The following is a 24,937-nucleotide window of genomic DNA, read 5'->3' on the forward strand; positions in this document are numbered from 1 at the left end:
TTTCCGGGTACGGTAGCGGCGTTCTTGACGCGTGCGAATCGAGCGGGATAGTGTAGAACAAATGGCGAACAAGAGAGCTTTGTCCTGGTCGGCCGCGCTCCGCGACCTCAAGGACGACCGTTCACGGAGACAGGACGTGCGCGAAGAGCGTCTGAGAACGACGGCGAGCCTGCGCGGCACCCCGGCGCTGGCGCTGAGCGCGTGGCGCGGCCGCTCGGGCAAGCGCTACGTCGTCGGCGTCCACGACCTGAGCGAGCCCGATCTCGACGAGATGGGCGAGGCCGTCGTGATCGCGGTGCGCCGCGACGAGGCGGGCATCGCCGAGCTGGTGGCGGTGGCGGCCGCCGGTGGGAGCCCGCGCGAGCGCCTGCACCGCAACTGGCTTGCTCGCGTGCGCACGAGCGGTGCCAACGAGATGCACGTGCACCGCTTGGCCGGCAGCGCGGACGAGCGCAGCGCCATCGTCGACGACCTGAGGAGCGACGTGGGCGCGCCCGCCCGCGCCTGAGGCCGGTCGCCTCCGCGAGGCGGCGGGCCCGCCATGCTTTCGCCCCCTTGGACCGACCATGACGCTGCCTGAGGCCGCCGGGAGGTCGATCAGGCCCTTGGCGCGCCCGCCGCCGGGACGACCTGAGCCCGCGGGCCTGTTCAGGGAGCGGAGACGACATGGTGGGTGATCCGGAAGCGCGGGCCGAGCAGGCCCTGACCGCCAAGCCCCGCTCGCGGATCGGCCTCTTCCTGCCCTTCGGCCTGCTTCTCGCCCTCGTCGTTCTCTGGTCCGCCGGCTGGTTCTTCATCCGCGACCGCGCCGCGCGCGAGATGGATTCCTGGATCGCCCGCGAGGCCGCGGCCGGCCGCGCCTGGACCTGCGCCGACCGCTCCCTCGGCGGCTATCCCTTCCGCATCGAGCTGCGCTGTGCCTCGCTCAAGCTTGCCCGCTCCGACGGCGGCTTCACCCTCGGGCCGGTCACGGCCCTCGTTCAGATCTACCAGCCGCGCCACGGGCTCCTGATGGCGCAAGGGCCCTTCCACGTCGACCAGGGCGACCTCAGCGCCGATGTGACCTGGAAGGCCCTGGAGGGCAGCTTCCACGGCGCGTCGGGCGGCTTCGTCCGGGCCTCCCTCGTCGTCGACGAGCCGAAGGGCAGCGTGCGCGGCGCCGGGCCGGAGCCGATCGACTTCGCCACGAAGCACCTCGAACTCCACGCCCGCCCGACGCCCGGCCGCTTCGAAAAGGACGGCGCCGTCGATGTGAGCCTGCGCGCGGCGCAGGTGCTGCTGCCGGTCATCGACGCCTTCGTCGGCAGCGCGGCGCCGGCCGACCTTGCCCTCGACGCGACCGTGAACCGCGCCACGGTGCTGCGCACGGGCCCCGTCCCGCAGGAGCTCGAAGCGTGGCGGCAGGCCGATGGCAGCCTCGACCTGACGATGCTGTCCTTCGCCAAGGGCGACCGCCGCCTCCAGGCCCGCGGCACCCTCGACATCGACGAGGCGCACCGCCCGGCCGGCCAGCTCGACCTGCGGGCCGCTGGCCTCGAATCGATCGTCGGCCAGATCATGGGCCAGCGCATGGGCGCGGAGAAGGGCGCCCTGATCGGCAACCTCGTCGGGCAGTTCCTCGGCGGGATCCGGCGCCAGGACCGGGAGCCGGACGCCCCGGCCGAGGGCGAGCGGCGGGCGGGAGACCCTGCGCTCAAGCCACTGCCCCCCTTGCGGCTCGCGGACGGGCGCCTGATGCTCGGGCCGTTCCCGATCCCGAACCTGCGACTGCCGGTCCTCTACTGAGGGCTCAGCCCTCCCAGCGCCCGGCGGCCGCATCGTCTGCCGCCGTCGCCTCGACCCAGCCGCCGACGCTGCCGTCGGCGAGGTGCTCCCGCTTCCAGAACGGGGCGCAGGTCTTGAGGTAGTCCATCAGGAAGCTCGCGGCCTCGAAGGCGGCGGTGCGGTGGGCCGAGGCGGTCAGCACGAGCACGATTCCGTCGCCGGGCGCCACGCGCCCGTGGCGGTGGACGACGCGCACGCCCGAGAGCGGCCAGCGGTCCCGGGCCTCCTCGACGACGCGGGCGATCTCGGCCTCCGCCATGCCGGGATAATGCTCCAGCTCCAGGGCGGTCAGGCGCCCGCCCTCGTCGCGGCAGAGGCCGGTGAAGGTCACGACCGCGCCGGCCCGGCCCGCCGTCTCGGCGGACAGGCGGGCGATCTCCTCGGCCACGTCGAAGGGCTCGGCCTGGATGCTGACGGGGGAGGGGACGTGGCCAAGGCTTTTCCCGGTGGCTTGAGGGCGCCGCTGCGCTCGGGTGACAAATCCGCGCGATCGGCGCTAAGAGCCTGTCGCAGAACTCTCTCCCCGACGCCAGGGCTCCGGGCCGGAGGCTCCCGGCGAGATGCGGAAACGCTCGACTCCGCTGGCATCCGCGTGCGCCTATGGGGCCCACGCGAGTCGCGGCCGGCCCGTTCGAGATTCGAAGGACAACCCGTGTGACGCCCGACCTGATCCTGCCCCATGACGGCGTGCTGCCGCAATTCGCCTCCCGCCCGGTCTGGTGCGGGCGGGGCAGCACGGTGATCGGCGCCGCGACCCTCGGCGCGCAGGCCTGGCTCGGCGACGACGCCGTGATCCGCGCCGACGGCCAGACCGTGACCCTCGGCGACCGGCTCTGGCTCGGCCACCGCTCGACCGTGCACATCGCCACCTTCACCCACGGCACCCGCGTCGGGGACCGGGTGACGGTGGGGCGCAACGCCGTGGTCCATGCCTGCGAGGTGGGCTCCGACGTGGTGATCGAGGACGACGTCGTCATCCTCGACGGCGCCACCGTCGAGAGCAGCGTGGTGATCGAGGCGGGCTCGACGGTGTTTCCCCGCGCGAACTTGGCCGCCGGCTTCGTCTACGCGGGCAGCCCCGCCAAGCCTAAGCGCCCGCTCACGCCCGAGGAGATCGCCGAGCGGGCCGAGCGCCTGCGGGAGGCCACCGGCGACAGCGCCCCCGTGCCGCCGGCCGACGAGCCGGACGTCGAGGAGAGCGTGTTCGTCGCCCGCACCGCGCGGCTGCGCGGGCGCATCGCGCTCGGCGCCGGCTCGACCGTGCTGTTCTCCTGCGAATTGAGCGCGGAGGCCGGCCCGATCGTGGTCGGGGCCGACACCAACATCCAAGACAACAGCGTCCTGCGCAGCCGGGGCGAGGGCATCGTGATCGGCCGCGACACCACGATCGGCCACAACGTGCGCATGGCCGATTGCCGGATCGGCGCTCGCAGCCTGATCGGTATCGGTGCCAGCATCGCGCCGGGCACCGTCATCGCCGACGACGTGATGCTGGCAGCCGGCGCCGCCACCGATCCGGGCCAACTCCTCGAGGGCGGCCAGCTCTGGGGCGGACGCCCGGCCCGGATTCTCGGTCCCCTCGACGCCGAGAAGCGCGCCATGATGAGCCGCATCGTCGAGGGCTATTGCGAACACGGGCGCGCCTACAAGACGCTGCAGGCCGAGGCCCCCTAGGCGGGCCTCAGGCCCCGTCGAACAGGCCGGTCGGCAGGCCGTCGAGGCTGCGGGCGTTCTTCTCGCGCCGGTAGGCGTCGAGCCCGGCCTCGCCCTTGGCGGCAGCCCAGCGGTCGAGGTTTTCCCGCTCGCCGCCATAGTCGAAGAGGGGCACCGCGTAGCCGCAGGAGGTCTGCACGAGGTCGATGGCGATGTGCACGATCTGGCGGGCGCCGGGCGGCTCCGTGCCTCCGAAGGCCGTGTCGAGGAGGCGCGCGTAGTCCGCGCCGCCCCGCGCCAGGACCGAGCCCCGCCCGTAGAGCCGAAGGATCATCGGCAGGCCCTCGAACGCGCAGAGCATCAGGGTCAGGCGCCCGTCGGCGCGGAGATGCGCCGCGGTCTCGTTGCCACTGCCGGTGAGGTCGAGATAGGCCGCCTCCGTGTCGCCGAGGATGCGCAACTCCCGCGTGCTGCGCGGCGACACGTTCACCCGCGTGCCCGCAGCCGCCGAGGCCGTGAAGAAAACGTGCTGGCGCCCGATGAAATCGCGCAGGCGCTCGTCGAGCCGTGGGAATTGCTTGGCCATGAATGCGCTCGCCTTTCAACACCGATCACCCGAGGAACCGCCCGACCAGCATCCGCCCGAGCGCGCGGGGCGATTCCGCGGTCAGCATGGCGAGCTTGCGGGAGGTCGAGAGGGCGGCGAGCCCGTGAAGCGCGGCCCAGAGGGCCGCCACCGCCTGCCGCCGCTCCTCCGCCTCCGGGATCAGCGGCGCGAGGACCGCGTCGACCGGGCGGATCGCTTCGGAGAGCGCCTCCGCGTACCAGTCCGGGAAGGCGGCGCCGGGCACGGTCGTGTATTCCGAGACGAGGCTCCACACCGCCGGATCCTCCGCCACGAAGGCGAGGTAGGCGTCGGCCAGCGCCAGCGCGTTGTCGCGCGCCGACACCTCCGGCCGGGTTGCCGCGACGAGGGTGTCGCGCAGGCGCCCGAAGGTGCGGGCGTTGACCCGCAGCACCACCTGATCGAGGTCGCCGACCGCGTTGTAGATCGAGTTCGGCGCGTAGCCGATCGCGCCCGCGAGGCGGCGCATCCCGAGGCCGCGCAGGCCCTCGGCCCGGAGGAGGCCCTCGGCCGTCTCCGTCACCAGGGTGAGGAAGGCCTCTCGGTCGTGCTCGCCGCGCGGACCGGTGCCGCGCCGCGTCTCTCGCTTTCCCGCCACCTTTGTCCCGTATCCTCGAAATCGCGTGCGCACCCGCACTCCACGGGCCTTCTAGATTGCACGGCGTGCAAATTCAACCTTGCGGACCGAATAGGCCGGATCTAGTTTTTGCACATCGTTCAAAAACGGCGGCCGCAACCTGCGGACGAAACCGAATTTGACGCTTCACCATTCGGCGGGCAGTCATGCGCTCAGCCGGGGAGGCAACCATGTTCCGCTCGCTGATGACGGCGCGTCGCTTCGCGCCCTTGTTCTGGTGCCAGTTCTTCTCGGCCTTCAACGACAACTTCCTCAAGAACGCCCTCGCCTTCCTGATCCTGTTCAAGATCGGCGCGCATGATCCGGGGCATTCCGGCATCCTGATCACGCTGGCGAGCGCCGTCTTCATCGGCCCGTTCTTCATCCTGTCCGGCCTCGGCGGCCAGCTCGCCGACCGCTACGACAAGGCCCTCATGGCCCGCCGGCTCAAGTTCGCCGAGATCTTCGCCGCCGCTGCAGCCGTCCTCGGCTTCTTCCTCCACTCCGTGCCCGTCCTGTTCGTGGCGCTCGGCCTGTTCGGGGTGATCGCGGCCCTGTTCGGTCCCATCAAGTACGGCATCCTGCCCGACCACCTGCGGCGCGAGGAGCTGCCGGCCGGCAACGCGCTCGTCGAGGGCGCGACCTTCCTGGCGATCCTGCTCGGCACGATCGTGGCGGGGCTCGCCACCGCCGCGGGCGGCAGCGGGGCGGCCTTCGGCGCCATGATCATGGGCTTCGCCCTGCTGTGCTGGCTCTCGGCCCGGCTGATCCCCGGACCGGGGAGGGCGCGCCGGATCTCAAGGTCGATCCCAACGTCGCCCGCTCCACCCGCGACCTCCTGCGCGACCTCTGGGCCGATTCGCGCCTGTGGCGCGGCTCCGTGATCGTGAGCTGGTTCTGGCTCGTCGGCGCCGTCGTGCTGTCGCTGCTGCCGGTCCTCGTGAAGTCGGGTCTCAACGGCTCCGAGACGGTGGTGACGCTGCTCCTCGCCACCTTCTCGGTCGGCATCGCGCTGGGCTCCGGCCTCGCCTCCTGGCTCGCGAGCGGGCGCATCGTGCTGCTGCCGGTCCCGGTCGGCGCGGTGCTGATGGGCCTGTTCGGCCTCGACCTCGCCTGGACGGTGGCGCACCTGCCCCCCGCCTCGGGCCCGATGGTCGGCGCGGCCGAGTTCCTGCGCACCGGCACGGGCCTGCGCGTGGCGATCGACTTCCTCGGCCTCGCTATGGCGGGCGGCCTCTACATCGTGCCCTCCTTCGCCGCGGTGCAGGCCTGGACAGACAAGGCCAAGCGCGCCCGCGTCATCGGCGCCGTCAACGTGCTCACCGCCGCCTTCATGGTGGCGGGCACCCTGGCGCTCGCCGCGCTCCAGGGCGCCGGCTTCTCGATGGCCGCGCTGCTGGCGCTCGTCGCGATCCTCAACCTGATCGTCGGCGCGGTGATCTTCGCGACGCTGCCCACGAGCCCGTTCCGCGACTTCCTGTCGATCCTGTTCCGCGCCTTCTACCGGCTGGAGGTGCGGGGTCTGGAGAACGTCGAGAAGGCGGGACCGAACGCCATCATCGCCCTGAATCACGTCTCCTTCCTCGACGCGCCGCTCGCCCTCTCGCTCCTGGAGCAGGAGCCCGTCTTCGCCATCGATCACGGCATCGCGCAGCGCTGGTGGGTGAAGCCCTTCCTGAAGATCACCAAGGCGATGCCGCTCGACCCGACGCGGCCGCTCGCCACCCGCACGCTGATCAACGCGGTGAAGGCCGGCGAGACGCTGATCATCTTCCCCGAGGGGCGCCTGACGGTCACGGGCAGCCTGATGAAGGTCTACGACGGCGCCGGCCTCATCGCCGACAAGTCGGGGGCGATGGTGGTCCCGGTGAAGATCGAGGGTCTGGAACAGACCGCCTTCTCGCGTCTTTCGCGCGCCCAGGTCCGCCGCCGCTGGTGGCCGAAGGTCACCGTGACGGTGCTGGAACCGGTCCGGCTCTCGGTCGACCCGGAGCTGAAGGGCAAGGCGCGGCGGCAGGCGGCGGGCGCGGCCCTCTACGGCATCATGTCGGACCTCGTCTTCCGCACCGCCGACATCGACCGCGGCCTGATGGAGGCCCTGATCGAGGCGGGCGACCGCCACGGCTGGCGCCGCACGGCGGTCGAGGATCCGATCGGCGGCACGCTCTCCTACGGCCGCCTCGTGATGGGCGCCAACATCCTGGCCCGCAAGCTGATGCCGCTCGCCCCCGTGGGCCGGCCCGTCGGGGTGATGCTGCCGAACGCCAACGGCGCGGCCGTCACCTTCTTCGCGCTCGCCTCGGCCGGCCGGGTCCCCGCGATGATCAACTTCTCGGCCGGGCCCGCCAACATCCTCTCGGCCTGCAAGGCGGCCGAGGTGCGCACGGTGCTCACCTCCCGCGCCTTCATCGAGAAGGGCCGGCTGACCGGCCTGATCGAGGCGATCCGCGGCGAGGTCGAGATCCTCTACCTCGAGGACGTTCGCGCCACCGTGTCCCTCGGCGACAAGGTCCGGGGCTTCCTCCGCCCCCGCAAGCCCATCGTGGCGCGAAAAGGAGACGACCCGGCCGCGATCCTGTTCACCTCGGGGTCCGAGGGCACGCCGAAGGGCGTGGTGCTCGCCAACCGCAACATGCTGGCGAACACCGCCCAGGCCGCCGCCCGCATCGATTTCGGCCGCACCGACAAGGTCTTCAACGTGCTGCCGGTGTTCCACGCCTTCGGGCTGACGGTCGGCCTCGTGCTGCCGCTGGTCTCGGGCGTCCCGGTCTATCTCTATCCCTCGCCGCTGCATTACCGGATCGTGCCGGAGCTGATCTACGGCTCGAACAGCACCATCCTGTTCGGGACCGACACGTTCCTGGCGGGCTACGCCCGCGCCGCCCATGCCTACGACCTGCGCTCGCTCCGCTACGTGCTCGCGGGCGCCGAGGCGGTGAAGGACTCGACCCGGCGGACCTGGGCGGAAAAGTTCGGCCTGCGGATCCTCGAAGGCTACGGCGTCACCGAGTGCGGCCCGGTCCTGGCGCTCAACACCCCGATGTTCAACCGCTTCGGCACGGTCGGCCGGCTGATGCCCGGCATGGAGGCGCGGCTCGAATCCGTGCCCGGCATCGAGGCGGGCGGGCGCCTCTTCGTGCGCGGGCCGAACATCATGCTCGGCTACCTCCGCGCCGAGAAGCCGGGCGTGCTGGAGCCGCCCGCGGACGGCTGGCACGACACCGGCGACATCGTGACGACCGACCCCCTCGGCTTCATCACCATCAAGGGCCGCGCCAAGCGCTTCGCCAAGGTCGCGGGCGAGATGGTCTCGCTCGCCGCCGTCGAGGCCCTCGCCGCCGATCTCTGGCCGGATGCGCCGAGCGCCGTCGCGGCGGTGCCGGACGCGCGCAAGGGCGAGCGGCTGATCCTGTTCACCGAGCGGAAGGGCGCGACGCGGGCCGAGTACCAGAGCTTCGCCAAGGGCCGCGGGGCCACCGAGATCGCGATCCCCGCCGAGGTGGTGATCCTCGACCGGATCCCGATGCTCGGTACCGGCAAGGTCGATCAGGTCGGCGTCACGCGGCTCGCCCGCGAGCGGGCGCAGGCGGTGGAGGCGGCGTAGGGCTCATCCAGGCCGAGAGACGGGGCCTCGACCCGCTTCATGCAGCCCACGGCACGCCCCCTCTCCCGAACGGGAGAGGGGGCGCCGTCGATCAGCGCAAGTCCCGCACCGCCTCCGCCAGAGCGTCGACCTGCGCCTCGGTATGCGCCGCCGACAGGGCGATCCGCAGGCGGGCGGTGCCGGCCGGCACGGTGGGCGGACGGATGGCGACGACGAGAAATCCCCGGGCCTCCAGTGCCGTGGAGAGCGCGAGCGCCGCTTCCGCCTCGCCGACCAGCACCGGCACCACCGCGCTCTCGGCTTCCGGCAACCCGAGCCGGGCGGTGAGGCGGCGGGCGAGCCGCAGGGGCCGGGCGGCGCTCGGGCTCCGCCTCCAGGATGTCGAGGGCGGCGAGGGCGGCGGCCGCGGAGGCCGGCGGCAGGCCCGTCGTGTAGACGAAGCTGCGCGCCCGGCTCGTCAGGAGGTCGATCACGGCCCGGCTCGCGCAGACGTAGCCCCCGTAGGAGCCGAGGCTCTTCGAGAGCGTGCCCATCTCGAGCGGCGCCCGCGTGCCGGCCTCGACCACACCGAGGCCGTGCGCGTCGTCGACAAGGGTCCAGGCGTCGAAATCCGCCGCCAGCGCCAGCATCTCCGGGAGGGGCGCCCGGTCCCCGTCCATGCTGAAGACCCGCTCGGTCAGGATCAGCGCCCGCTTGTGCGCCGGCCGGTGCCGGTCGAGGAGGCGCCGCAGGTCGGCGAGATCGTTGTGGCGGAAGCGGACCACCTCCGCGCCCGAGACCCGCGCCCCCGCCCACAGGCAGGAATGGGAGAGCGCGTCCGCGAGCACGAGGTCGCGGGGCCCGACGAGGGCCGGCGTGATGCCGAGATTGGCGAGATAGCCGCTGCCGAAGACGAGAGCCGCCTCCTTGCCCTTGTGGTGGGCGAGCCGCTCCTCCAGCGCGGCGAGGAGCGGGTGGTTGCCGGTCACGAGCCGGGAGCCGCCCGCGCCGGCGCCGTAGCGCGCCGTCGCACCTTGCGCCGCCGCGATCACCCGCGGCTCGTTCGCGAGGCCGAGATAGTCGTTGCAGGAGAAGGAGACCAGGGTGCGGCCGTCGCGCTCGGCCAGGGCGCCCGCGCTGCGGATCGTCGGCCGCAGGCGGCGGCGCAGGGCCGATGCGTCGAGCTCGGCAAGCTTCCGCTGCGCGAAGGTTTCGAGGCTCGTTCCGGAATCGGACATGCGGCCTGAAGGCTCCCGCTGCTGCCCGGATGTCAAGCGCCGGCCCTTGCGCCGCCCCTTGACCGCGCCGCCCGGGCGCCGCAATCCCGGCCGCGATGCCCGCGCACGACACCCATCTCTGGCGGCCCTACACGCAGATGAAGGCGGCGACCCCGCCGCTCGAGGCGGTGCGCACCCACGGCAGCCGCATCGTGCTCGCCGACGGGCGGGAGCTTATCGACGGCATCGCCTCGTGGTGGACGGCGGTGCACGGCTACAACCACCCCCACATACGCGAGGCCCTGGTCGCCCAGGCCGAGGCGATGCCGCACGTGATGTTCGGCGGCCTCACCCACGCCCCGGCCGAGCGCCTGGCTTCCCGCCTCGCCGCCCTGTTGCCGGGGACCTCGACCACGTCTTCTTCACGGATTCTGGCTCGGTCGCCGTCGAGGTCGCCCTCAAGATGGCGGTCCAGCTCTGGATCAACCGCGGCGTCGCGGGTCGGACCCGGATCCTCGCCTTCCGCGAGGGCTATCACGGCGACACGCTGGGTGCGATGTCGGTCTGCGATCCGGACGAGGGCATGCACCGCCGCTTCGGCGCCTATCTGCCGGGCCAAGTCTTCCGCGACCTTCCCCGCGACGCGGAGACGAGCGCGGCCCTCGACGCGGCGCTGGCCCGCCACGGCTCCGAACTCGCCGCCGTCATCGTCGAGCCCCTGGTGCAGGGGGCCGGCGGCATGCGGATGCATCCGCCCGAGACGCTGGCGACGATCGCCCGGCTCGCCCGCCGCCACGGCCTGCCGCTCATCCTCGACGAGATCTTCACGGGCTTCGGGCGCACCGGCACGCTGTTCGCCTGCGAGCAGGCGGGGATCGTGCCCGACATCCTCTGCCTGTCGAAGGCGCTGACCGGGGGCACAATGGCGCTCGCCGCCACGGTCGCCCGCACCGAGGTCTTCGAGGGCTTCTGGTCGGACGATCCGGCCGCGGCGCTGATGCACGGGCCGACCTTCATGGCGAACCCGCTGGCCTGCGCGGCGGCCAATGCCAGCCTCGACCTATTCGAGCGTGAGCCTCGCCTGGACCAGGCCCGCGCCATCGGCGCCCGCCTCGCCGAGGGGCTGGCGCAGCTGGCTCGACTTTCGGGCGTCCGGGACGTGCGGACGCTCGGCGCGATCGGCGTCGTGCAGTTCGCATCGCCGCCCGATCTCGCGGCGCTGAAGCGCGGGCTCGTCGCGCGCGGCACCTGGGTGCGTCCCTTCGGCGACATCCTCTACCTCACGCCCGCCCTCACCATCGGGCCGGGCGATCTCGACCACCTGCTGGCGAGCGTGAATGCGGGCGTGCGGGAAGCGGTTTCCGCCTGAGACGGTGCTGCAACCCGGAGGATGGTTCCACAGTTGGGATTGCGACGCGGTTTGCCGGGACGCCTGCCCCGCGCGCCGGCCCTGGACCTGGGAGGACGCACACGGTGACGAACGAGACGACGAGCCCCTCGGACGACCGGCCCGTGATTCTCCTCGTCGAGGATGAGGCTCTCACCATCATGGATCTCGGAGACGTGCTGGAGAACGGCGGCTACGAGACCGTGCAATGCGCTTCCGCGGAGCGGGCGCTCAGCATCCTGCAGGCGCGGCCCGACATCTGCGGCCTCGTCACCGACGTCGAATTGTCGGGGCGCACCAACGGGTTCGACCTCGCCAACTCGGTGGCGGAAGCGCGGCCGCAGCTGCCCATCGTCATCGTCTCGGGCCGCGCGGCGCCGGATCCCGAGCGGATGCCGGCCGGCGCCCGCTTCATCGCCCGCCCCTGCAGCGGCGAGGACATCCTCGACCAGCTGAGGAGCCTGCTCCCCTGCTGAGGCGGCCCGGGTAGGGATCGCCGCCCAGCGCTGTCATCGCAGCTTCACACGAACGCGCGACATGCCGTTCCGGTCGGACTCGACCCCTCGCGGGGCCGGGCGTTCGGCCTTGGCCGTTTCGGCCGGACAGGCAGCGTGAGAAGGTGTAGGCGATGAGAGCGGCGGAGGATGGTCTGTCGGCCGCGTCGAGCGACGAAGTCTCCGGCATGCAGGCGAGCGGCAAGGTCAAGCCGGCCAAGGAAGCCAGCAAGGATCCCGGCAAGGATTCCGCCCTCGCTGAGGGCCGGTCCGCGCGGGAGGCGCAGAGGCGCCTCCGGCCTCCGGGCGCCAAGAGCGTGGGCTGGGCCCTCGTCCAGGCGGCCCGCCTCCACCGCTCCCGCATCGGCGACCGGCTGGCCGCCCTCGACCTGTTCGCCGGCCAGGAGCAGGTGGTGCAGGCGCTCGCCGCCGCCGGCACCATGACGATGGGCGATCTCGCTGCGACCCTGCGGGTGCGCCCGCCCACCGCCTCGAAGACGATCTCGCGGCTCGCCGCCCTCGGCTTCGTGGAGCGACGGGCCGAGGCCGGCGACGGCCGCATCGTGCGGGTGCGGCTCACCGAGACGGGTCTTGCCCGGGCGGCCGCGATCGAGCGCCTCTGGGACGAGGTCGAGGCCGAGCTGCTCGACGGGTTCGACAACAAGGAGCGCCGCCGCCTGCGCAAGCTCTTGCGCAAGGTGGCCCGCAATCTCGCCGACGTCACGGGCGCCGTGGGACACGAGGCGGAGGCCGAGATCGACGGCGAGGACGAGGACGAGGCGCTGATCGCGCCTGACGTCCTGGCCCGCCCGCTTTGAGGATCGGGCGGGCTGGGTCCGCGCTGGCGGACCGGGCGCGGCCGAATGCCCGAGGAACCGGCCGTGCGGGGCGCCTCAGCGGCGGTGATGCCGGCGGTGGTGGCGGTAATGGCGGCGCGAGCGCAGGTCGGTGCGGTAGGCGCGCCGGCCCGGATCGATGCCGAGCGCACCGTTGACGGTGCCGACCGCGCCACCGACGGCGCCGCCCACGATGCCGCCGACCGGGCCGGCGACCCGGTCGCCCTCGGCCGCGCCGCGGCGGACGCCGCCCGGCAGGCCCTGCGCCTCGGCGGCGCCGGACAGGGTGAGGGCCGACAGCGCGAGCGTGGCGGCGACGAGAATGCGTTTCACGGCGAGTGATTCCTCATTGCGTTGTCTCGCTTCCTGAGGCCGGCGCGCGGCACCCGGAAGGTTGCCGGATCAACGGCCGAGCTTGAAAAAGGTGGCAGGGCCGCGCGGGTAAGTCGGCTCCGTGGTGAATGCGCAACAGGCCGGGGGGCGCATGGCCGCTGGTCTCCAGCCTGCACCGCTGCTAGAAGCGCCTTCCCATGCGCGACGTCTGCGATCCGCGCGGCTTGCGCCGCCCCACCCGAATTACGGGCCCGGCCTCCGTGTGAGGCTCCGCGCCCGCGCGGGAGCCCCGGATGCCGGGAGAGCGAAGCCGCCGGTCGACGGCCGGCCCGACAGACCCGCCAGACGAGCGCGAAGACGCCTGACCCCATGAGCGACACCACCGACGCCGCCCCGGCCGCCCGGGACTACTCGCAGACCCTGTTCCTGCCCCGCACCGAGTTCCCGATGCGGGCGGGCCTGCCCGTGCGCGAGCCGCATCTCCTGGAGCGCTGGGCGGGGATCGACCTCTACGGCCGCATCCGGAATGCGGCCGCGGGCCGCCCGAAATTCGTGCTGCACGACGGCCCGCCCTACGCCAACGGCAACATCCACATCGGCACCGCGCTCAACAAGATCCTCAAGGACGTGATCGTCCGCAGCCAGGGTGCGCTGGGCTACGACGCCAATTACGTGCCGGGCTGGGACTGCCACGGCCTGCCGATCGAGTGGAAGATCGAGGAGCAGTACCGCGCCAAGGGCCGGAACAAGGACGAGGTGCCGGTCATCGAGTTCCGCCAGGAATGCCGCACCTTCGCGGGCCACTGGCTCGACGTGCAGCGGGAGGAATTCAAGCGCCTCGGCGTCACCGGCGACTGGGACCACCCCTACGCGACCATGGCCTTCCCGGCCGAGGCCGCGATCGCCCGCGAATTGCTCACCTTCGCCATGACCGGACAGCTCTACCGCGGCTCGAAGCCGGTGATGTGGTCGGTCGTCGAGAAGACGGCGCTCGCCGAGGCAGAGGTCGAGTACGAGGACCACGTCAGCGACACGATCTTCGCCGCCTTCCCGATCCGCGAGGGCGCGGCGGGCGACCTCGACGGTGCTCGCATCGTGATCTGGACGACGACGCCCTGGACCATCCCCGGCAACCGCGCCGTCGCCTACTCCCGGAAGGTTTCCTACGGCCTCTATCGGGTCACGCAGGCGCCGGACGACAACTGGGCAAGGCCCGGCGACACGTTCATCCTCGCCGACACCCTGGCCTCCGGGGTGTTCTCGGCCGCCCGCGTCGAGGCGCAGGAGCGCCTGCGCGACGTGGCGCCGGAGGAGCTTGCCGGCCTCACCCTGTCGCACCCGCTCGGCGGCCACATCTCGGGTTACGACTTCCCGGTGCCGCTCCTCGACGGCGAGCACGTCACGGAGGAGGCGGGCACCGGCTTCGTCCATACGGCGCCGGGTCACGGCCGCGAGGATTTCGAGATCTGGACGGCGAGCGGGCGCATGCTGGCGCAGCGCGGCATCGACACGCGCATCCCCTACACCGTCGACGCCGACGGGGCGCTGACCGGGGAGGCGCCCGGTTTCACGGGAAAACTCGTTCTTAACCATAAGGGCGAGAAGGGCGACGCCAACAAGGCGGTGATCGCGGCCCTGACCGAATCGGGCAACCTGATCGCCCGCGGCGTGCTGCGCCACAGCTACCCGCATTCCTGGCGCTCGAAGAAGCCGGTCATCTTCCGCAACACGCCGCAATGGTTCATCGCCCTCGACAAGCCGGTCGAGAGCTTGCGCCACCGGACCCTGCGCGAGGTCTCGCTCCAGGCCATCGCCGACACCGAGTGGGTGCCGCCGCAGGGGCGCAACCGCATCAACGGCATGGTCGAGAACCGGCCCGACTGGGTGGTCTCGCGCCAGCGCGCCTGGGGCGTGCCGATCACGGTCTTCGTCAGGAAGGGCACAAGCGAGGTGCTGCGCGACGAGCGCGTCAACGCCCGCATCGTGGAGGCCTTCGCGGCGGAAGGCGCGGATGCGTGGTTCACGGATTCGGACGGTGCCCGCTTCCTCGCGCCCGACCACGACCCGGCCGACTACGAGAAGGTCACCGACGTCCTCGACGTCTGGTTCGATTCGGGCTCGACGCACGCCTTCGTGCTCGACGATCCGGAGGCGTTCCCGGGGCTGGCCGGTGTGCGCCGCAGGCGCGACGGGGGCGCCGACACGGTGATGTATCTCGAGGGCTCGGACCAGCATCGCGGCTGGTTCCAGTCCTCGCTGCTCGAATCCGCCGGCACGCGGGGCCGCGCGCCCTACGACATCGTGCTGACCCACGGCTTCGTCCTCGACCCGAAGGGGCTGAAGATGTCGAAGTCGAAGGGCAACGTCGTGGCACCCCAGAACGTCATCAAGGATTCGGGCGCCGACATCCTGCGCCTCTGGGTGGCGGCCTCCGACTATGCGGACGACCTGCGCATCGGGCCGGAGATCATCAAGACCTTCGCCGAGACCTACCGGAAGCTGCGCAATTCGCTCCGCTGGATGCTCGGCTCCCTCGCGCACCGCGTGCCCGGCGAGGACGTGCCGCACGGGCGGATGCCGGAGCTGGAGCGCTTCATCCTCCACCGCCTCGCCGAGCTCGATGGCGAGATCCGCGAGGCCTACCGCAGCTTCGACACGAAGCGGGTGGTGGCGCTCCTCAACGGCTTCATGACGGGCGACCTCTCGGCCTTCTACTTCGACGTCCGCAAGGACACGCTCTACTGCGATCCGATCTCCTCGACCGCCCGGCGCGCGGCGCTGCAGGTCATCGACGAGACCTTCCGGCGGGTCACGATCTGGCTGGCGCCGGTCCTCGCCTTCACGGCCGACGAGGCTTGGCTCGACCGTTACCCGTCCGAGGACGGCTCGGTGCATCTGCAGATCCTGCCGGAGACGCCCGCGGCATGGCGCGACGACGCCCTGGCCGCGCGCTGGCAGAAGATCCGGCGGGTGCGTCGCGTGGTGACGGGCGCCCTCGAGATCGAGCGGGCCCAGAAGCGCATCGGCGCGAGCCTGGAGGCCGCGCCGATCGTCCACGTCTCCGATCCGGACCTCCTCGGAGCCCTCGACGGGATCGACTTCGCGGAGGTCTGCATCACCTCGGCCATCCGGATCGAGGCCGGCGAGGGCCCGCCCGACGCCTTCCGCCTCGACGAGGTCCGCGGCGTCGCCGTGGTGCCGGCTCTGGCCGAAGGGCGCAAATGCGCCCGCTCCTGGCGCGTCACGCCGGATGTCGGGATGGACGGGGACTATCCCGATGTGACGCCCCGCGACGCCCGGGCCCTGCGCGAGTGGGACGCGGCGCACGGCACGGCGAGCGCGGCGTGAGGCCGGGCTCGATCATCGCGCGCCATTTCCCGCCTCCGGGCGGGGAGGGGCGTGCGTTCGGCGCGCGTCCATGACGCCCTTCCGCCTCGGCCTCGCGGCGCTGCTCGCGACCCTCGTCCTCGATCAGGTCTCGAAGCTCGGGCTCTATTTCGGAACGGACCTCGTGCTGACCCAGCCCTGGCGCTTCGGCCCCTATGCCGAGCTGGTCGTGGTCTGGAACCGCGGCGTCTCGTACGGGCTGTTCCAGCAGGACGGGTCGATCGGGCGCTGGCTCCTCGTGGGCCTCTCGCTCGTCGCGGCCCTCGGCCTCGGCATCTGGATGGCCCGGGCGCCGTCGCGGCTGCTCGCGCTCTCGCTCGGCCTGATCGCGGGGGGCGCCCTCGGCAACGCCGTCGACCGGGCCGCCTACGGCGCGGTATTCGACTTCGTGCACCTGCACGCGGGCACATGGTCCTGGTACGTGTTCAATGTGGCCGACGCAGCGATCGTCGCGGGCGTGATCGGGCTGATTCTCGACGGGCTCCTGCCGCAGCGGACATCCGCGAAGCCGGCGGAGAAAAATGCTCCGCTCGTGTGATGCGTAAACCACAGCGGCGTTCTCTCGCCGCTCCGCTCTGGTGCAGTGCAGTCAAGGCGCCATACGATCGCCCGAAACCGGGATCAGGCCGAGGAGGCCGGATCAGATCGCCGCGAGCGCGACCGCCCCGGGCCCTGTCCAGGGCTCTCGGAGGCCCGGCCGGAACCTGTGGGGCAGCATGACCGGGTATCGCCGTTTCCTCCTTGCAACCGTCGCCGGGCTCCTCGCCGCCGGAGCCGCCCAGGGCCAGGAGCGGGGCGAACTCATGCGGGACACGCTGAGCAACCTCGGCCTCCTCGAGAAGGACCAGCCGGCGATCAATTACCGCGAGCGCGCGCCGCTCGTGATGCCGCCGAAGCTCGACGGCAAGGCGCTGCCCGCGCCCCGGCCCCGCACCGCCTCGCCGCAATGGCCGAAGGAGCCCGAGGTGCTGCAGCGCGAGCGCGACGAGGCGGAGCGCCGCGTGCCGAAGGGCAACCAGGCGCGCGGGCGCTACAACGACAACAACGCGACGCTCAGCGTCGATGATATCCGCTCGGGCCGCCGCGCCGACGCGAACATGACGACGGAGCCCGAGCGCAAGCCCGGCGACAACAACCGCGATTCGTTCTGGGTGAACCCGCTGGAGCTGATGCGCGGCGTCGGCCAGGAGAAGGTCGAGCCGTCCGTGGCCGAGCCGAGCCGCGACACCCTCACGGATCCGCCGAACGGCTACCGCAAGGCGCCGCGCAAGGTGGTGGTCGAGGGCCGCGAGCCGGTCAACAACGCGAGCCGGGAACGGGAAGAAGCGGATCCGGGGACCTATCTAAGGTCGCGGGGACGCTGAGCGGCTGCCGGATCTTCGCGCGGACCGCGGTATGAGATTTGCCCGGCTCTCGATCTCGCGGAGATCGAGGCCAGGGGCGTGAGCCAGAACCGGACGGCCCGCGGGACGGGCCGCAAAGGACATCAGGATGCACCTCTTCCGGAAGCCCAAGCCCGTCACGGCCCTGCGCCGGCCGAGCCGCGTCGAGGCCCCCGTGCTCGCCCATGCCGGGCGCCTCGAGGCCGCGCCGTTCGGGCGCTCGGAGGCCGGCGGGCCCGAGGTCTCGTCGTTCACCCTCGACAACGGCCTCGACGTCGTGGTGGTGCCCGACCACCGGGCCCCGGTCGTCACCCACATGATCTGGTACCGCAACGGCTCGGCGGACGATCCGCTGGGCCAGTCCGGCATCGCCCACTTCCTCGAGCACCTGATGTTCAAGGGAACCGAGCGGCACCCGGTCGGCGCCTTCTCGAAGGCGGTCTCGGGCCTCGGCGGCCAGGAGAACGCCTTCACCAGCTACGACTACACCGCCTATTTCCAGCGCGTCGCCCGCGACCATCTCGAGACCATGATGGCGTTCGAGGCGGACCGCATGACCGGCCTCGTCCTCGACGACGCCGTGGTCGCGCCCGAGCGCGACGTGGTGCTGGAGGAGCGGCGCATGCGGGTCGAGACCGACCCCTCCGCCCAGCTCTCCGAGGCGATGGCGGCCTCGCTCTTCGTCCACCATCCCTACGGCACCCCGATCATCGGCTGGATGCACGAGATCGAGGAGCTGAACCGCCACCACGCCCTCGACTATTACAAGCGCTTCTACACGCCGGAGAACGCGATCCTCGTCGTCGCCGGCGACGTGACGCCGGACGCGGTGCGCCGGCTCGCCGACGGCACCTATGGCCGCGTGACCCCGCAGGGCGCCCGGCCGCAGCGCGTCCGGGCCCGCGAGCCGGAGCCGAAAGCGCTTCGCCGCATCAGCGTCGCCGACCCGAAGGTCGAGCAGCCGACCCTGCAGCGGCTCTACCTCGCGCCCTCCTGCATCACGGCCCGCGACGGCGAGTGCCACGCCCTGGAACTCCTCGCCGAGGTGCTCGGCGGGGGCGCCACCTCCTACCTCTACCGGAAGCTCGTTCTGGAAGCCGGCATCGCGGTCAATGCCGGGGCCTGGTACATGGGCTCGGCGATCGATGACACCCGCTTCTCCGTCTACGCGGTGCCCGCCGAGGGCGTCAGCCTGGAGAAGCTGGAGGAGGCGCTCGACCGGGTGCTGCGCCGCGCACCCACCGAGGCGCTGGACCCGGAGGCGATCGAGCGCGCCAAGACCCGGCTGGTGGCCGAGACCGTCTATTCCTCGGACAGCCAGTCCTCGCTCGCCCGCATCTACGGCTCGGCGCTCGCCATCGGCGAGACCATCGAGGAAGTGCGCCGCTGGCCCGTCGACATCGAGGGCGTGAGCAGGGAGCGTCTCGCGGCGGTGGCCGAGCGCTACCTTGCCCCGGCCCGCTCCGTGACCGGCTACCTCATCAAGACGCGCGATCCCGCCGCCCCGGTCACCGTCGCGGCCGCCTGAGGCGCCGCAGCCGACATCCCGGGCCGCACCCGCACAAGAACAACGAGGTTCCCATGAACTTGGCCGAGACGCCCACCCGCACCGCGACCTCGCCCACCCAGGCGAAATCCGTCGCCGCCGTCGGCGGGGTCGAGGCGTGGCACGTCGAATCTCCGGTCGTGCCGATGGTGGCGCTGGCCTTCACCTTCGAGGGCGGCGCCGCGCAGGATCCGGAGGGCAAGGCTGGCTGCGCCCAGATGCTGGCGCGCCTCCTCGACGAGGGCGCGGGCGATCTCACCTCCGACGCCTTCCAGGAGCGCCTCGCGGCCCGCGCCATCGAGCTCTCGTTCCATGCCGGGCCCGACGCGGTCGGCGGCTCGCTGAAGACCCTCGTGAAGCACACCGACGAGGCGATCGATCTCCTCGCGCTGGCGCTGACCAAGCCCCGGCTCGACCAGGACGCGATCGAGCGCGTGCGCGCGCAGACCATCGCGGGCCTCCGCTACCAGCAGAACGACCCGGGTGTGTTGGCCTCGCGGCGCTTCTTCAAGGAGGCCTTCGCCGGCCATCCCTATGGCCGGCCCTCCTCCGGCACGATCGAGAGCATCTCGGCCATCACCCGCGACGATCTCCTCGCCCTGCACGCGCAGGTGATCGGGCGCGGCGCCGTGAAGGTCGCGGCGGTGGGCGCCATCGACGCAGCGGCGCTGGCCGACGCGCTCAGCCGCTCCTTCGGCGCCCTGCCGGAGGCCGGAACGCTGCGCGCCGTGCCGCGCACCACCGTGCAGGATCTCGGCCGCCGCGTCGTCGTCGATCTCGACGTGCCGCAATCGGTGATCCGCTTCGGCATGGCGGGCGTGCCCTGGCGCGACCCGGACTTCATCCCGGCCTACGTGCTGAACCACATCCTCGGCGGCGGCGCCTTCACCTCCCGCCTGTTCCAGGAGGTGCGCGAGAAGCGCGGCCTCGCCTACTCGGTCGGCACCTCACTCGTCAGCCACCGCTCGGCGGCCATGACCTGGGGCTACACCGCCACCAAGAACGAGCGCGTCGGCGAGGCGCTCGCCGTGATCGGCGACGAGATCGGCCGCCTGATCACCGAAGGGCCCTCCGACGAGGAGCTGCAGAAGGCCAAGGACTACCTCACCGGCTCCTACGCGCTCGGCTTCGACACCTCGACCAAGATCGCGCACCAGATCGTGCAGATCGCCTTCGAGGGACTCGGCATGGACTACATCGCGCGCCGCAACGACATGGTGGCGTCGGTGACCCAGGCCGACATCCGGCGCGCCGCGGGCCGCACCTTCGCGGACGGGCGCATGCTCGTCGTCGCCGCCGGCCGGCCGACGGACTTCTGAGCGCGGCCGCGGCGCGCCTGCCCAAGAGGCTGGCAACCGGGCGCGCCGTCACCATCTCAAGGGGCCCGGCCGCCAGCGGACAGGACCCCATGCAGCTCAGCGGACTCCACCACCTCACCGCGATCACGGCCCGGGCGGCGGACAACCTCGCCTTCTACACCCGGATCCTCGGCCTGCGCCTCGTCAAGAAGACGGTGAACCAGGACGATCTCTCGGCCTATCACCTGTTCTACGCGGACGGGATCGCGGCGCCCGGCACCGACATCACCTTCTTCGACTGGCCGGCGCCTCCCGAGCGGCGCGGCGCAAACAGCATCGTGCGCACCGGCCTGCGGGTTGCCGGCCCCGACGCGATCGCGTGGTGGCGCGAGCACCTCGCCCGCGAGGGCGTCGTCCACGCGGTCCCGATCGAGCGGGACGGGCGCCTGACCCTCGATTTCGAGGACGGGGAAGGTCAGCGCCTCAGCCTCGTCGACGATGGCGGCACCGGCCCAGCCCATCCCTGGACCGGCAGCCCGGTGCCGGCGCCCCACCAGATCCGCGGGCTCGGGCCCGTCCGCCTCGCGGTCGCGGAAATCGGGCGCACCGAGGCGGTGCTGACCGAGGTGCTCGGGATGCGCCACGAGCGGACCTTCGAATTGCCCGAGGGGGAGGTCCGGGTCTACGCGATGGGGGAGGGGGGTGCCGGCGCCGAAATCCAGGTGATGCGGGACGCCGCCGCCCCGGCACGCCAGGGCGCGGGCGCGGTGCATCACGTCGCCTTCCGCATCCCGGACGCGGATTACGAGGCCTGGGCCGACCGCCTTAAGGCGCGGCGGATGCCCTCCAGCGGCCCGGTCGACCGCTACTATTTCCGCAGCCTCTACTTCCGCGAGCCGAACGGCATCCTGTTCGAGATCGCTACGGACGGACCCGGCTTCACCGCCGACGAGCCCCTGGAATCCTTGGGCGAGCGCCTCGCCCTGCCGCCCTTCCTGGAGCCGCGCCGGGCCGAGATCGAGGCGGGACTCAAGCCGCTGTGAGCCAGTGGCGACCGGAGGTCTTAAGAATTCAGAGCGGTTCTAGACAGTAGAACCATCCCCCGCATGCGGTGCTGCCATGCCTTGACGGGCGTGCTGCACATGCGAGAAGACGCGCCAAAAGTGGGCGAGATTCGGAGTCACCTTCACCGATGAGCAAGTACAACGAGGAGCGGGTGCTGTCGGTGCACCACTGGACGGACACGCTGTTCTCCTTCCGCACCACCCGCGACCCCTCGTTCCGCTTCCGCAACGGCGAGTTCACCATGATCGGCATCGAGGTCGAGGGCCGGCCGCTCCTGCGCGCCTACTCGGTGGTCTCGGCCAATTACGAGGAGGAGCTGGAGTTCTTCTCCATCAAGGTCCCGAACGGCCCGCTGACGAGCAAGCTCCAGCACCTCAAGGTCGGCGATCCGATCATGGTCGGCAAGAAGCCGACCGGCACGCTGGTGCTCGACAACCTGCTGCCGGGCCGCCACCTCTACCTCCTCGGCACCGGCACGGGGCTGGCGCCGTTCCTGTCGATCATCAAGGACCCGGAGACCTACGAGCGCTTCGAGCGCGTGGTGCTGGTGCATGGCTGCCGGCAGGTCTCCGAGCTCGCCTACGGCGAGACGATCACGCAGGATCTGCCGCGCCACGAGTTCCTGGGCGACATGATCAGCCAGCAGCTGGTCTACTATCCCACCGTGACGCGCGAGCCGTTCCGCAACCGGGGCCGGATCACCGACCTGATGGTGTCGGGCAAGCTGTTTGCGGATGTGGGCCTGCCGGCGATGAGCCGGGAGGCGGACCGGTTCATGCTGTGCGGCAGCCCGGAGATGATCCGCGACACGCGCCAGCTCCTGACTGAGGGCGGCTACGAGGAGGGCAACCACGGCGAGGCCGGGCACTTCGTCATCGAGAAGGCCTTCGTCGAGAAATAGGCGGCCCCGATGCGGGCCGTGTTCGTCGCGGGCGCCGGGACCGAGATCGGCAAGACCTACGTCACCGCGGCGCTGGTCCGGCGCCTGCGGGCGATGGGCCGCCCCGTCCGCGCCCTGAAGCCCCTCGCCAGTGGCGTCCCGTCCCTCGACCATCCGGATTTCTCGGAGAGCGACACGGCCCGGTTGCTCGCCGCGCAAGGCCTGCCAGTGACGCGGGAAACGGTCGCCGCCTGCTCGCCCTGGCGCTTCCTGGCGCCCCTCGCCCCCGATCTCGCTGCCGCCCGCGAGGGCCGCAGCCTCGCGCACTCTGATCTGGTACGCTGGTGCGCGGCGCAGATCGCGGCCGCGGAGCCCGGCACCACCGTGGTGATCGAGGGCGTCGGCGGCCTGATGAGCCCGATCACCGCGGCCGAGACCGGCCTCGACTGGCTCAAAGCCCTGCGCCTGCCCGCTCTCCTCGTCTCCGGCAGCTATCTCGGCGCGATCAGCCACGCGTTGACGGCGACCGAGACCCTGCGGGCGCATGCCTGCCCCCTCGTCGCCGTCGCGGTGAGCGAGAGCGCTGGTGCGCCGACGCCGCCGGAAACCGTCGCCGGGGCGATCGCGGGCCGGATCGCCGCGCCCGTCTTCTGCCTGCGGCGGGGGGAGGAATGCCCCGAGGCGCTGGCCGCCCTCGCGGCCGGGTGAGCGGAGCCGCGGGCTGCGGCCGACACGAGCGCGTGATTCCCGTCCCGCTGCCGCGCCCCGGCCCTGGACGAGCGGCCGCCGCCTTCTACCTTCGCGGAAAACGGCCAGACCCGAATCGGCGCGGCCCGACGGCGGAGTCGTTCCCGTGAGCCAGCTCGCAACCCATGAGATCGCAGCCCGCGAGGGTGCGGGTGGGCAGCGCGGCGGGACGGTCCGGCCCGCGATCCTGCTCGGCGCGCTCGGCATCGTCTACGGCGACATCGGCACGAGCCCGCTCTACGCCTTCAAGGAGGCGGTGCGGGCAGCGAGCCGCAGCACCGGCACCGCCGAGCCGGCGGCCGTGATCGGCGCCGTCTCGCTGATCCTGTGGGCGCTGATCCTCATCGTCTCGCTGAAATACGCGGTCCTGATCCTGCGGGCCGACAACCGGGGCGAGGGCGGCATCGTCGCCATGCTGGCGCTGCTCGGCGCCCGCCACGCCAAGCCCGGATCCTGGCAGGCGCTCCTCCTCGTGGTCGGCCTGATCGGCGCGGCCCTCCTCTATGGCGACGGCGCGATCACGCCCGCGATCTCGGTCCTCTCGGCGGTCGAGGGCCTCAAGGTCGACGCGCCCGCCCTCCACCGGTTCGTGGTGCCGATCACGCTGGCGATCCTGGTCGGGCTGTTCCTTGTCCAGAGCAAGGGCGTCGCCTTCATCGGTCGCATCTTCGGTCCCGTGATGCTGGTCTGGTTCGGCGTGCTGGCGCTGCTCGGCGTCGGCGGCATCCTGCACCGGCCGGAGATCCTGCGGGCCTTGAACCCGTTCGAGGCGTTCGACTTCCTGACGCATGCGGGCTGGCACGTCAGCTTCGCGATGCTCGGCGCCGCCTTCCTGGCAGTGACGGGTGGCGAGGCGATGTACGCCGATCTCGGCCATTTCGGCGCCCGGGCGATCCGCCTCGCGTGGTTCGCCCTCGTGCTGCCGGCCCTCGTGATCAACTATTTCGGCCAGGGCGCGGTCCTCCTCGCCGAGCCTGCCGCGATCGAGAACCCGTTCTACGCGCTCGCCCCGGACTGGGCGCATTATCCCCTCATCGCGCTCGCGACGCTCGCCACCGTGATCGCCTCGCAGGCCATCATCTCGGGCGTGTTCTCTCTGACCCAGCAGGCGATCCAGCTCGGCTTCCTGCCGACCATGCGCATCGTCCAGACCGCGTCGGACGAGCGCGGCCAGATCTACGTGCCCGCCGTGAACGGGCTCCTCGCCATCGCGACGCTGACCGCCGTCGTCGTGTTCGGCTCGTCCGACGCCCTGGCCGGCGCCTACGGCATCGCGGTCTCGATGCTGATGGCGATCACCACGCTGCTCGCCGCCCTGATCGCGCTCAAATGGGGCTACAACCCCGTCGCGGTGGCGGCCGTGAATGGCTTCTTCCTCGTCATCGACCTCGTCTTCCTCGGCGCCAACAGTGTGAAGCTGTTCGAGGGCGGCTGGTTTCCGCTGGTGCTGGCGGGCTTCGTCGCCATGATGATGCTGACCTGGAAGAAGGGCACGGCGATCATCGAGGAGACCCGCGCGTCCCTGCGCATGCCGGAGGCCGACTTCCTGGAGCGGCTGCGGCAGGACCCGCCGGTGCGGCTCCCCTGCGCAGCGGCGTACCTCTCCTCCGCCACCCACGGCATCCCGCTGCCCCTCTCGCGCTTCCTCGAGCGCAGCCACGCGCTGGCCGAGCGCCTTCTCATCATCACCGCGCTCTACGAGGAGACCCCGACCGTGCCCGACAGCGTGCGGGCCGAGGTCTCGCAGATCGCCCCCGACTTCTACCGGATCGTCCTGCGCTACGGCTTCATGCAGGACGCCTCGATCCCCGAGGGCCTAGCCTGCGCGGTCGGGCACGGCCTGCTGCCGCCCGAATTCGTGGAGGACGTCACGGTCTTCATCGGCCACGAGACGGTGATCCCGCGGGACGACCGGCGCGGCATGTCGCACTGGCGGGAGAAGCTGTTCGCCTTCATGCAGCGCAACGGCGAGCGCACGGGCGCCTACTTCTGCGTGCCGACCCGGCAGGTGATCGAGGTGGGCACCGAGATCGAGATCTGATCGCGCGGCCCTGCCGGGTCACG

The 24,937-nt window shown here is 71.7% G+C and carries 18 protein-coding genes and 3 pseudogenes; 16 read left to right on the plus strand and 5 right to left on the minus strand.

Annotated elements, in window-relative coordinates; all coding sequences use genetic code 11:
• The first annotated feature begins 61 nt into the window (after positions 1–61).
• Together DK389_RS11650 and DK389_RS11655 are read left to right on the plus strand one after the other, a co-directional pair.
• Positions 62–508, plus strand: coding sequence for a hypothetical protein (locus DK389_RS11650; protein WP_194075194.1), 447 nt, complete (start codon positions 62–64; stop codon positions 506–508).
• A 158-nt stretch (positions 509–666) separates the two neighbouring features.
• Positions 667–1,785, plus strand: a complete 1,119-nt coding sequence (locus DK389_RS11655; RefSeq protein WP_109889744.1) for a DUF2125 domain-containing protein — start codon at positions 667–669, stop codon at positions 1,783–1,785.
• A 4-nt stretch (positions 1,786–1,789) separates the two neighbouring features.
• Here the strand turns inward: DK389_RS11655 and DK389_RS11660 are convergent, their stop codons facing one another.
• On the minus strand, positions 1,790–2,233 hold the full coding sequence (locus tag DK389_RS11660) for a molybdenum cofactor biosynthesis protein MoaE (RefSeq protein ID WP_109889746.1): 444 nt from the start codon (positions 2,231–2,233) through the stop codon (positions 1,790–1,792).
• 245 nt (positions 2,234–2,478) lie between these two features.
• On the opposite strand from DK389_RS11660, the gene DK389_RS11665 reads away from it, so the two are divergent.
• Positions 2,479–3,498 (plus strand): gamma carbonic anhydrase family protein, encoded by a 1,020-nt coding sequence (locus DK389_RS11665; RefSeq protein ID WP_109889748.1) that lies wholly within the window; start codon positions 2,479–2,481, stop codon positions 3,496–3,498.
• A 7-nt stretch (positions 3,499–3,505) separates the two neighbouring features.
• Here the strand turns inward: DK389_RS11665 and DK389_RS11670 are convergent, their stop codons facing one another.
• Positions 3,506–4,063: a pyridoxamine 5'-phosphate oxidase family protein gene (locus DK389_RS11670; protein WP_109889750.1), complete on the minus strand. Its 558-nt coding sequence runs from the start codon at positions 4,061–4,063 to the stop codon at positions 3,506–3,508.
• Positions 4,064–4,088: 25 nt separating this feature from the next.
• Positions 4,089–4,700 carry a TetR/AcrR family transcriptional regulator gene (locus DK389_RS11675; protein WP_236960820.1) on the minus strand — a complete coding sequence of 204 codons (612 nt, stop codon included), beginning with the start codon at positions 4,698–4,700 and terminating at the stop codon, positions 4,089–4,091.
• A 209-nt stretch (positions 4,701–4,909) separates the two neighbouring features.
• Between DK389_RS11675 and DK389_RS11680 the strand changes: the two are divergent.
• Positions 4,910–8,322 (plus strand): annotated as a pseudogene (locus DK389_RS11680) (acyl-[ACP]--phospholipid O-acyltransferase).
• A gap of 91 nt (positions 8,323–8,413) precedes the next feature.
• On the opposite strand, the pseudogene DK389_RS11685 reads toward DK389_RS11680, so the two are convergent.
• Positions 8,414–9,539: pseudogene (locus DK389_RS11685) on the minus strand (aminotransferase class I/II-fold pyridoxal phosphate-dependent enzyme).
• 137 nt (positions 9,540–9,676) lie between these two features.
• Here DK389_RS11685 and DK389_RS11690 point away from each other — a divergent pair.
• From DK389_RS11690 to DK389_RS11700, 3 genes and pseudogenes are all read left to right on the plus strand, one after another.
• A pseudogene (locus tag DK389_RS11690) lies at positions 9,677–10,887 on the plus strand (adenosylmethionine--8-amino-7-oxononanoate transaminase).
• Between the two features lie 104 nt (positions 10,888–10,991).
• Positions 10,992–11,381 (plus strand): response regulator, encoded by a 390-nt coding sequence (locus DK389_RS11695; protein WP_109889751.1) that lies wholly within the window; start codon positions 10,992–10,994, stop codon positions 11,379–11,381.
• A gap of 152 nt (positions 11,382–11,533) precedes the next feature.
• The gene (locus DK389_RS11700) at positions 11,534–12,217 is read left to right on the plus strand and encodes a MarR family winged helix-turn-helix transcriptional regulator (protein WP_194075195.1); all 684 of its coding nucleotides are present in this window, start codon (positions 11,534–11,536) and stop codon (positions 12,215–12,217) included.
• A 75-nt stretch (positions 12,218–12,292) separates the two neighbouring features.
• Here DK389_RS11700 and DK389_RS11705 read toward each other — a convergent pair whose 3' ends face one another.
• On the minus strand, positions 12,293–12,568 hold the full coding sequence (locus DK389_RS11705) for a hypothetical protein (protein WP_109889753.1): 276 nt from the start codon (positions 12,566–12,568) through the stop codon (positions 12,293–12,295).
• A gap of 369 nt (positions 12,569–12,937) precedes the next feature.
• Between DK389_RS11705 and ileS the strand changes: the two genes are divergently transcribed.
• The 9 genes from ileS to DK389_RS11750 all read left to right on the plus strand — a co-directional run bounded on the left by ileS (position 12,938) and on the right by DK389_RS11750 (position 24,914).
• A complete protein-coding gene (ileS, locus tag DK389_RS11710; RefSeq protein WP_109889755.1) occupies positions 12,938–15,916 on the plus strand; it encodes an isoleucine--tRNA ligase in 2,979 nt (992 codons plus the stop codon).
• 70 nt (positions 15,917–15,986) lie between these two features.
• Positions 15,987–16,493 (plus strand): signal peptidase II, encoded by a 507-nt coding sequence (gene lspA / locus DK389_RS11715; protein WP_109889757.1) that lies wholly within the window; start codon positions 15,987–15,989, stop codon positions 16,491–16,493.
• 178 nt (positions 16,494–16,671) lie between these two features.
• A complete protein-coding gene (locus tag DK389_RS11720) occupies positions 16,672–17,319 on the plus strand; it encodes a hypothetical protein (RefSeq protein WP_109889759.1) in 648 nt (215 codons plus the stop codon).
• A gap of 127 nt (positions 17,320–17,446) precedes the next feature.
• A complete protein-coding gene (locus tag DK389_RS11725) occupies positions 17,447–18,865 on the plus strand; it encodes a M16 family metallopeptidase (protein ID WP_109889761.1) in 1,419 nt (472 codons plus the stop codon).
• Between the two features lie 53 nt (positions 18,866–18,918).
• Positions 18,919–20,202: a M16 family metallopeptidase gene (locus DK389_RS11730; protein ID WP_109889763.1), complete on the plus strand. Its 1,284-nt coding sequence runs from the start codon at positions 18,919–18,921 to the stop codon at positions 20,200–20,202.
• An 89-nt stretch (positions 20,203–20,291) separates the two neighbouring features.
• Positions 20,292–21,224, plus strand: a complete 933-nt coding sequence (locus DK389_RS11735) for a ring-cleaving dioxygenase (RefSeq protein WP_109889764.1) — start codon at positions 20,292–20,294, stop codon at positions 21,222–21,224.
• Positions 21,225–21,373: 149 nt separating this feature from the next.
• Positions 21,374–22,147 carry a ferredoxin--NADP reductase gene (locus tag DK389_RS11740; protein ID WP_109889766.1) on the plus strand — a complete coding sequence of 258 codons (774 nt, stop codon included), beginning with the start codon at positions 21,374–21,376 and terminating at the stop codon, positions 22,145–22,147.
• Positions 22,148–22,156: 9 nt separating this feature from the next.
• Positions 22,157–22,834, plus strand: coding sequence for a dethiobiotin synthase (gene bioD / locus DK389_RS11745; protein ID WP_109889768.1), 678 nt, complete (start codon positions 22,157–22,159; stop codon positions 22,832–22,834).
• A gap of 145 nt (positions 22,835–22,979) precedes the next feature.
• Entirely contained in the window at positions 22,980–24,914 is a 1,935-nt protein-coding gene (locus DK389_RS11750; protein ID WP_418292026.1) for a potassium transporter Kup, read from the plus strand.
• Positions 24,915–24,937 lie beyond the last annotated feature (23 nt).

It is taken from the genome of Methylobacterium durans (assembly GCF_003173715.1).
Classification (GTDB): domain Bacteria; phylum Pseudomonadota; class Alphaproteobacteria; order Rhizobiales; family Beijerinckiaceae; genus Methylobacterium; species Methylobacterium durans.

Excerpts from the sequence above, each read along its gene's own strand:
- DK389_RS11650 (WP_194075194.1), top strand. The coding sequence starts at position 62 with ATGGCGAACAAGAGAGCTTTGTCCTGGTCGGCCGCGCTCCGCGACCTC.
- DK389_RS11670 (WP_109889750.1), bottom strand. The coding sequence starts at position 4,063 with ATGGCCAAGCAATTCCCACGGCTCGACGAGCGCCTGCGCGATTTCATC.
- DK389_RS11725 (WP_109889761.1), top strand. The coding sequence starts at position 17,447 with ATGCACCTCTTCCGGAAGCCCAAGCCCGTCACGGCCCTGCGCCGGCCG.
- DK389_RS11655 (WP_109889744.1), top strand. The coding sequence starts at position 667 with ATGGTGGGTGATCCGGAAGCGCGGGCCGAGCAGGCCCTGACCGCCAAG.
- DK389_RS11700 (WP_194075195.1), top strand. The coding sequence starts at position 11,534 with ATGAGAGCGGCGGAGGATGGTCTGTCGGCCGCGTCGAGCGACGAAGTC.
- DK389_RS11735 (WP_109889764.1), top strand. The coding sequence starts at position 20,292 with ATGCAGCTCAGCGGACTCCACCACCTCACCGCGATCACGGCCCGGGCG.
- DK389_RS11740 (WP_109889766.1), top strand. The coding sequence starts at position 21,374 with ATGAGCAAGTACAACGAGGAGCGGGTGCTGTCGGTGCACCACTGGACG.
- bioD (WP_109889768.1), top strand. The coding sequence starts at position 22,157 with ATGCGGGCCGTGTTCGTCGCGGGCGCCGGGACCGAGATCGGCAAGACC.
- ileS (WP_109889755.1), top strand. The coding sequence starts at position 12,938 with ATGAGCGACACCACCGACGCCGCCCCGGCCGCCCGGGACTACTCGCAG.
- DK389_RS11730 (WP_109889763.1), top strand. The coding sequence starts at position 18,919 with ATGAACTTGGCCGAGACGCCCACCCGCACCGCGACCTCGCCCACCCAG.
- DK389_RS11720 (WP_109889759.1), top strand. The coding sequence starts at position 16,672 with ATGACCGGGTATCGCCGTTTCCTCCTTGCAACCGTCGCCGGGCTCCTC.
- lspA (WP_109889757.1), top strand. The coding sequence starts at position 15,987 with ATGACGCCCTTCCGCCTCGGCCTCGCGGCGCTGCTCGCGACCCTCGTC.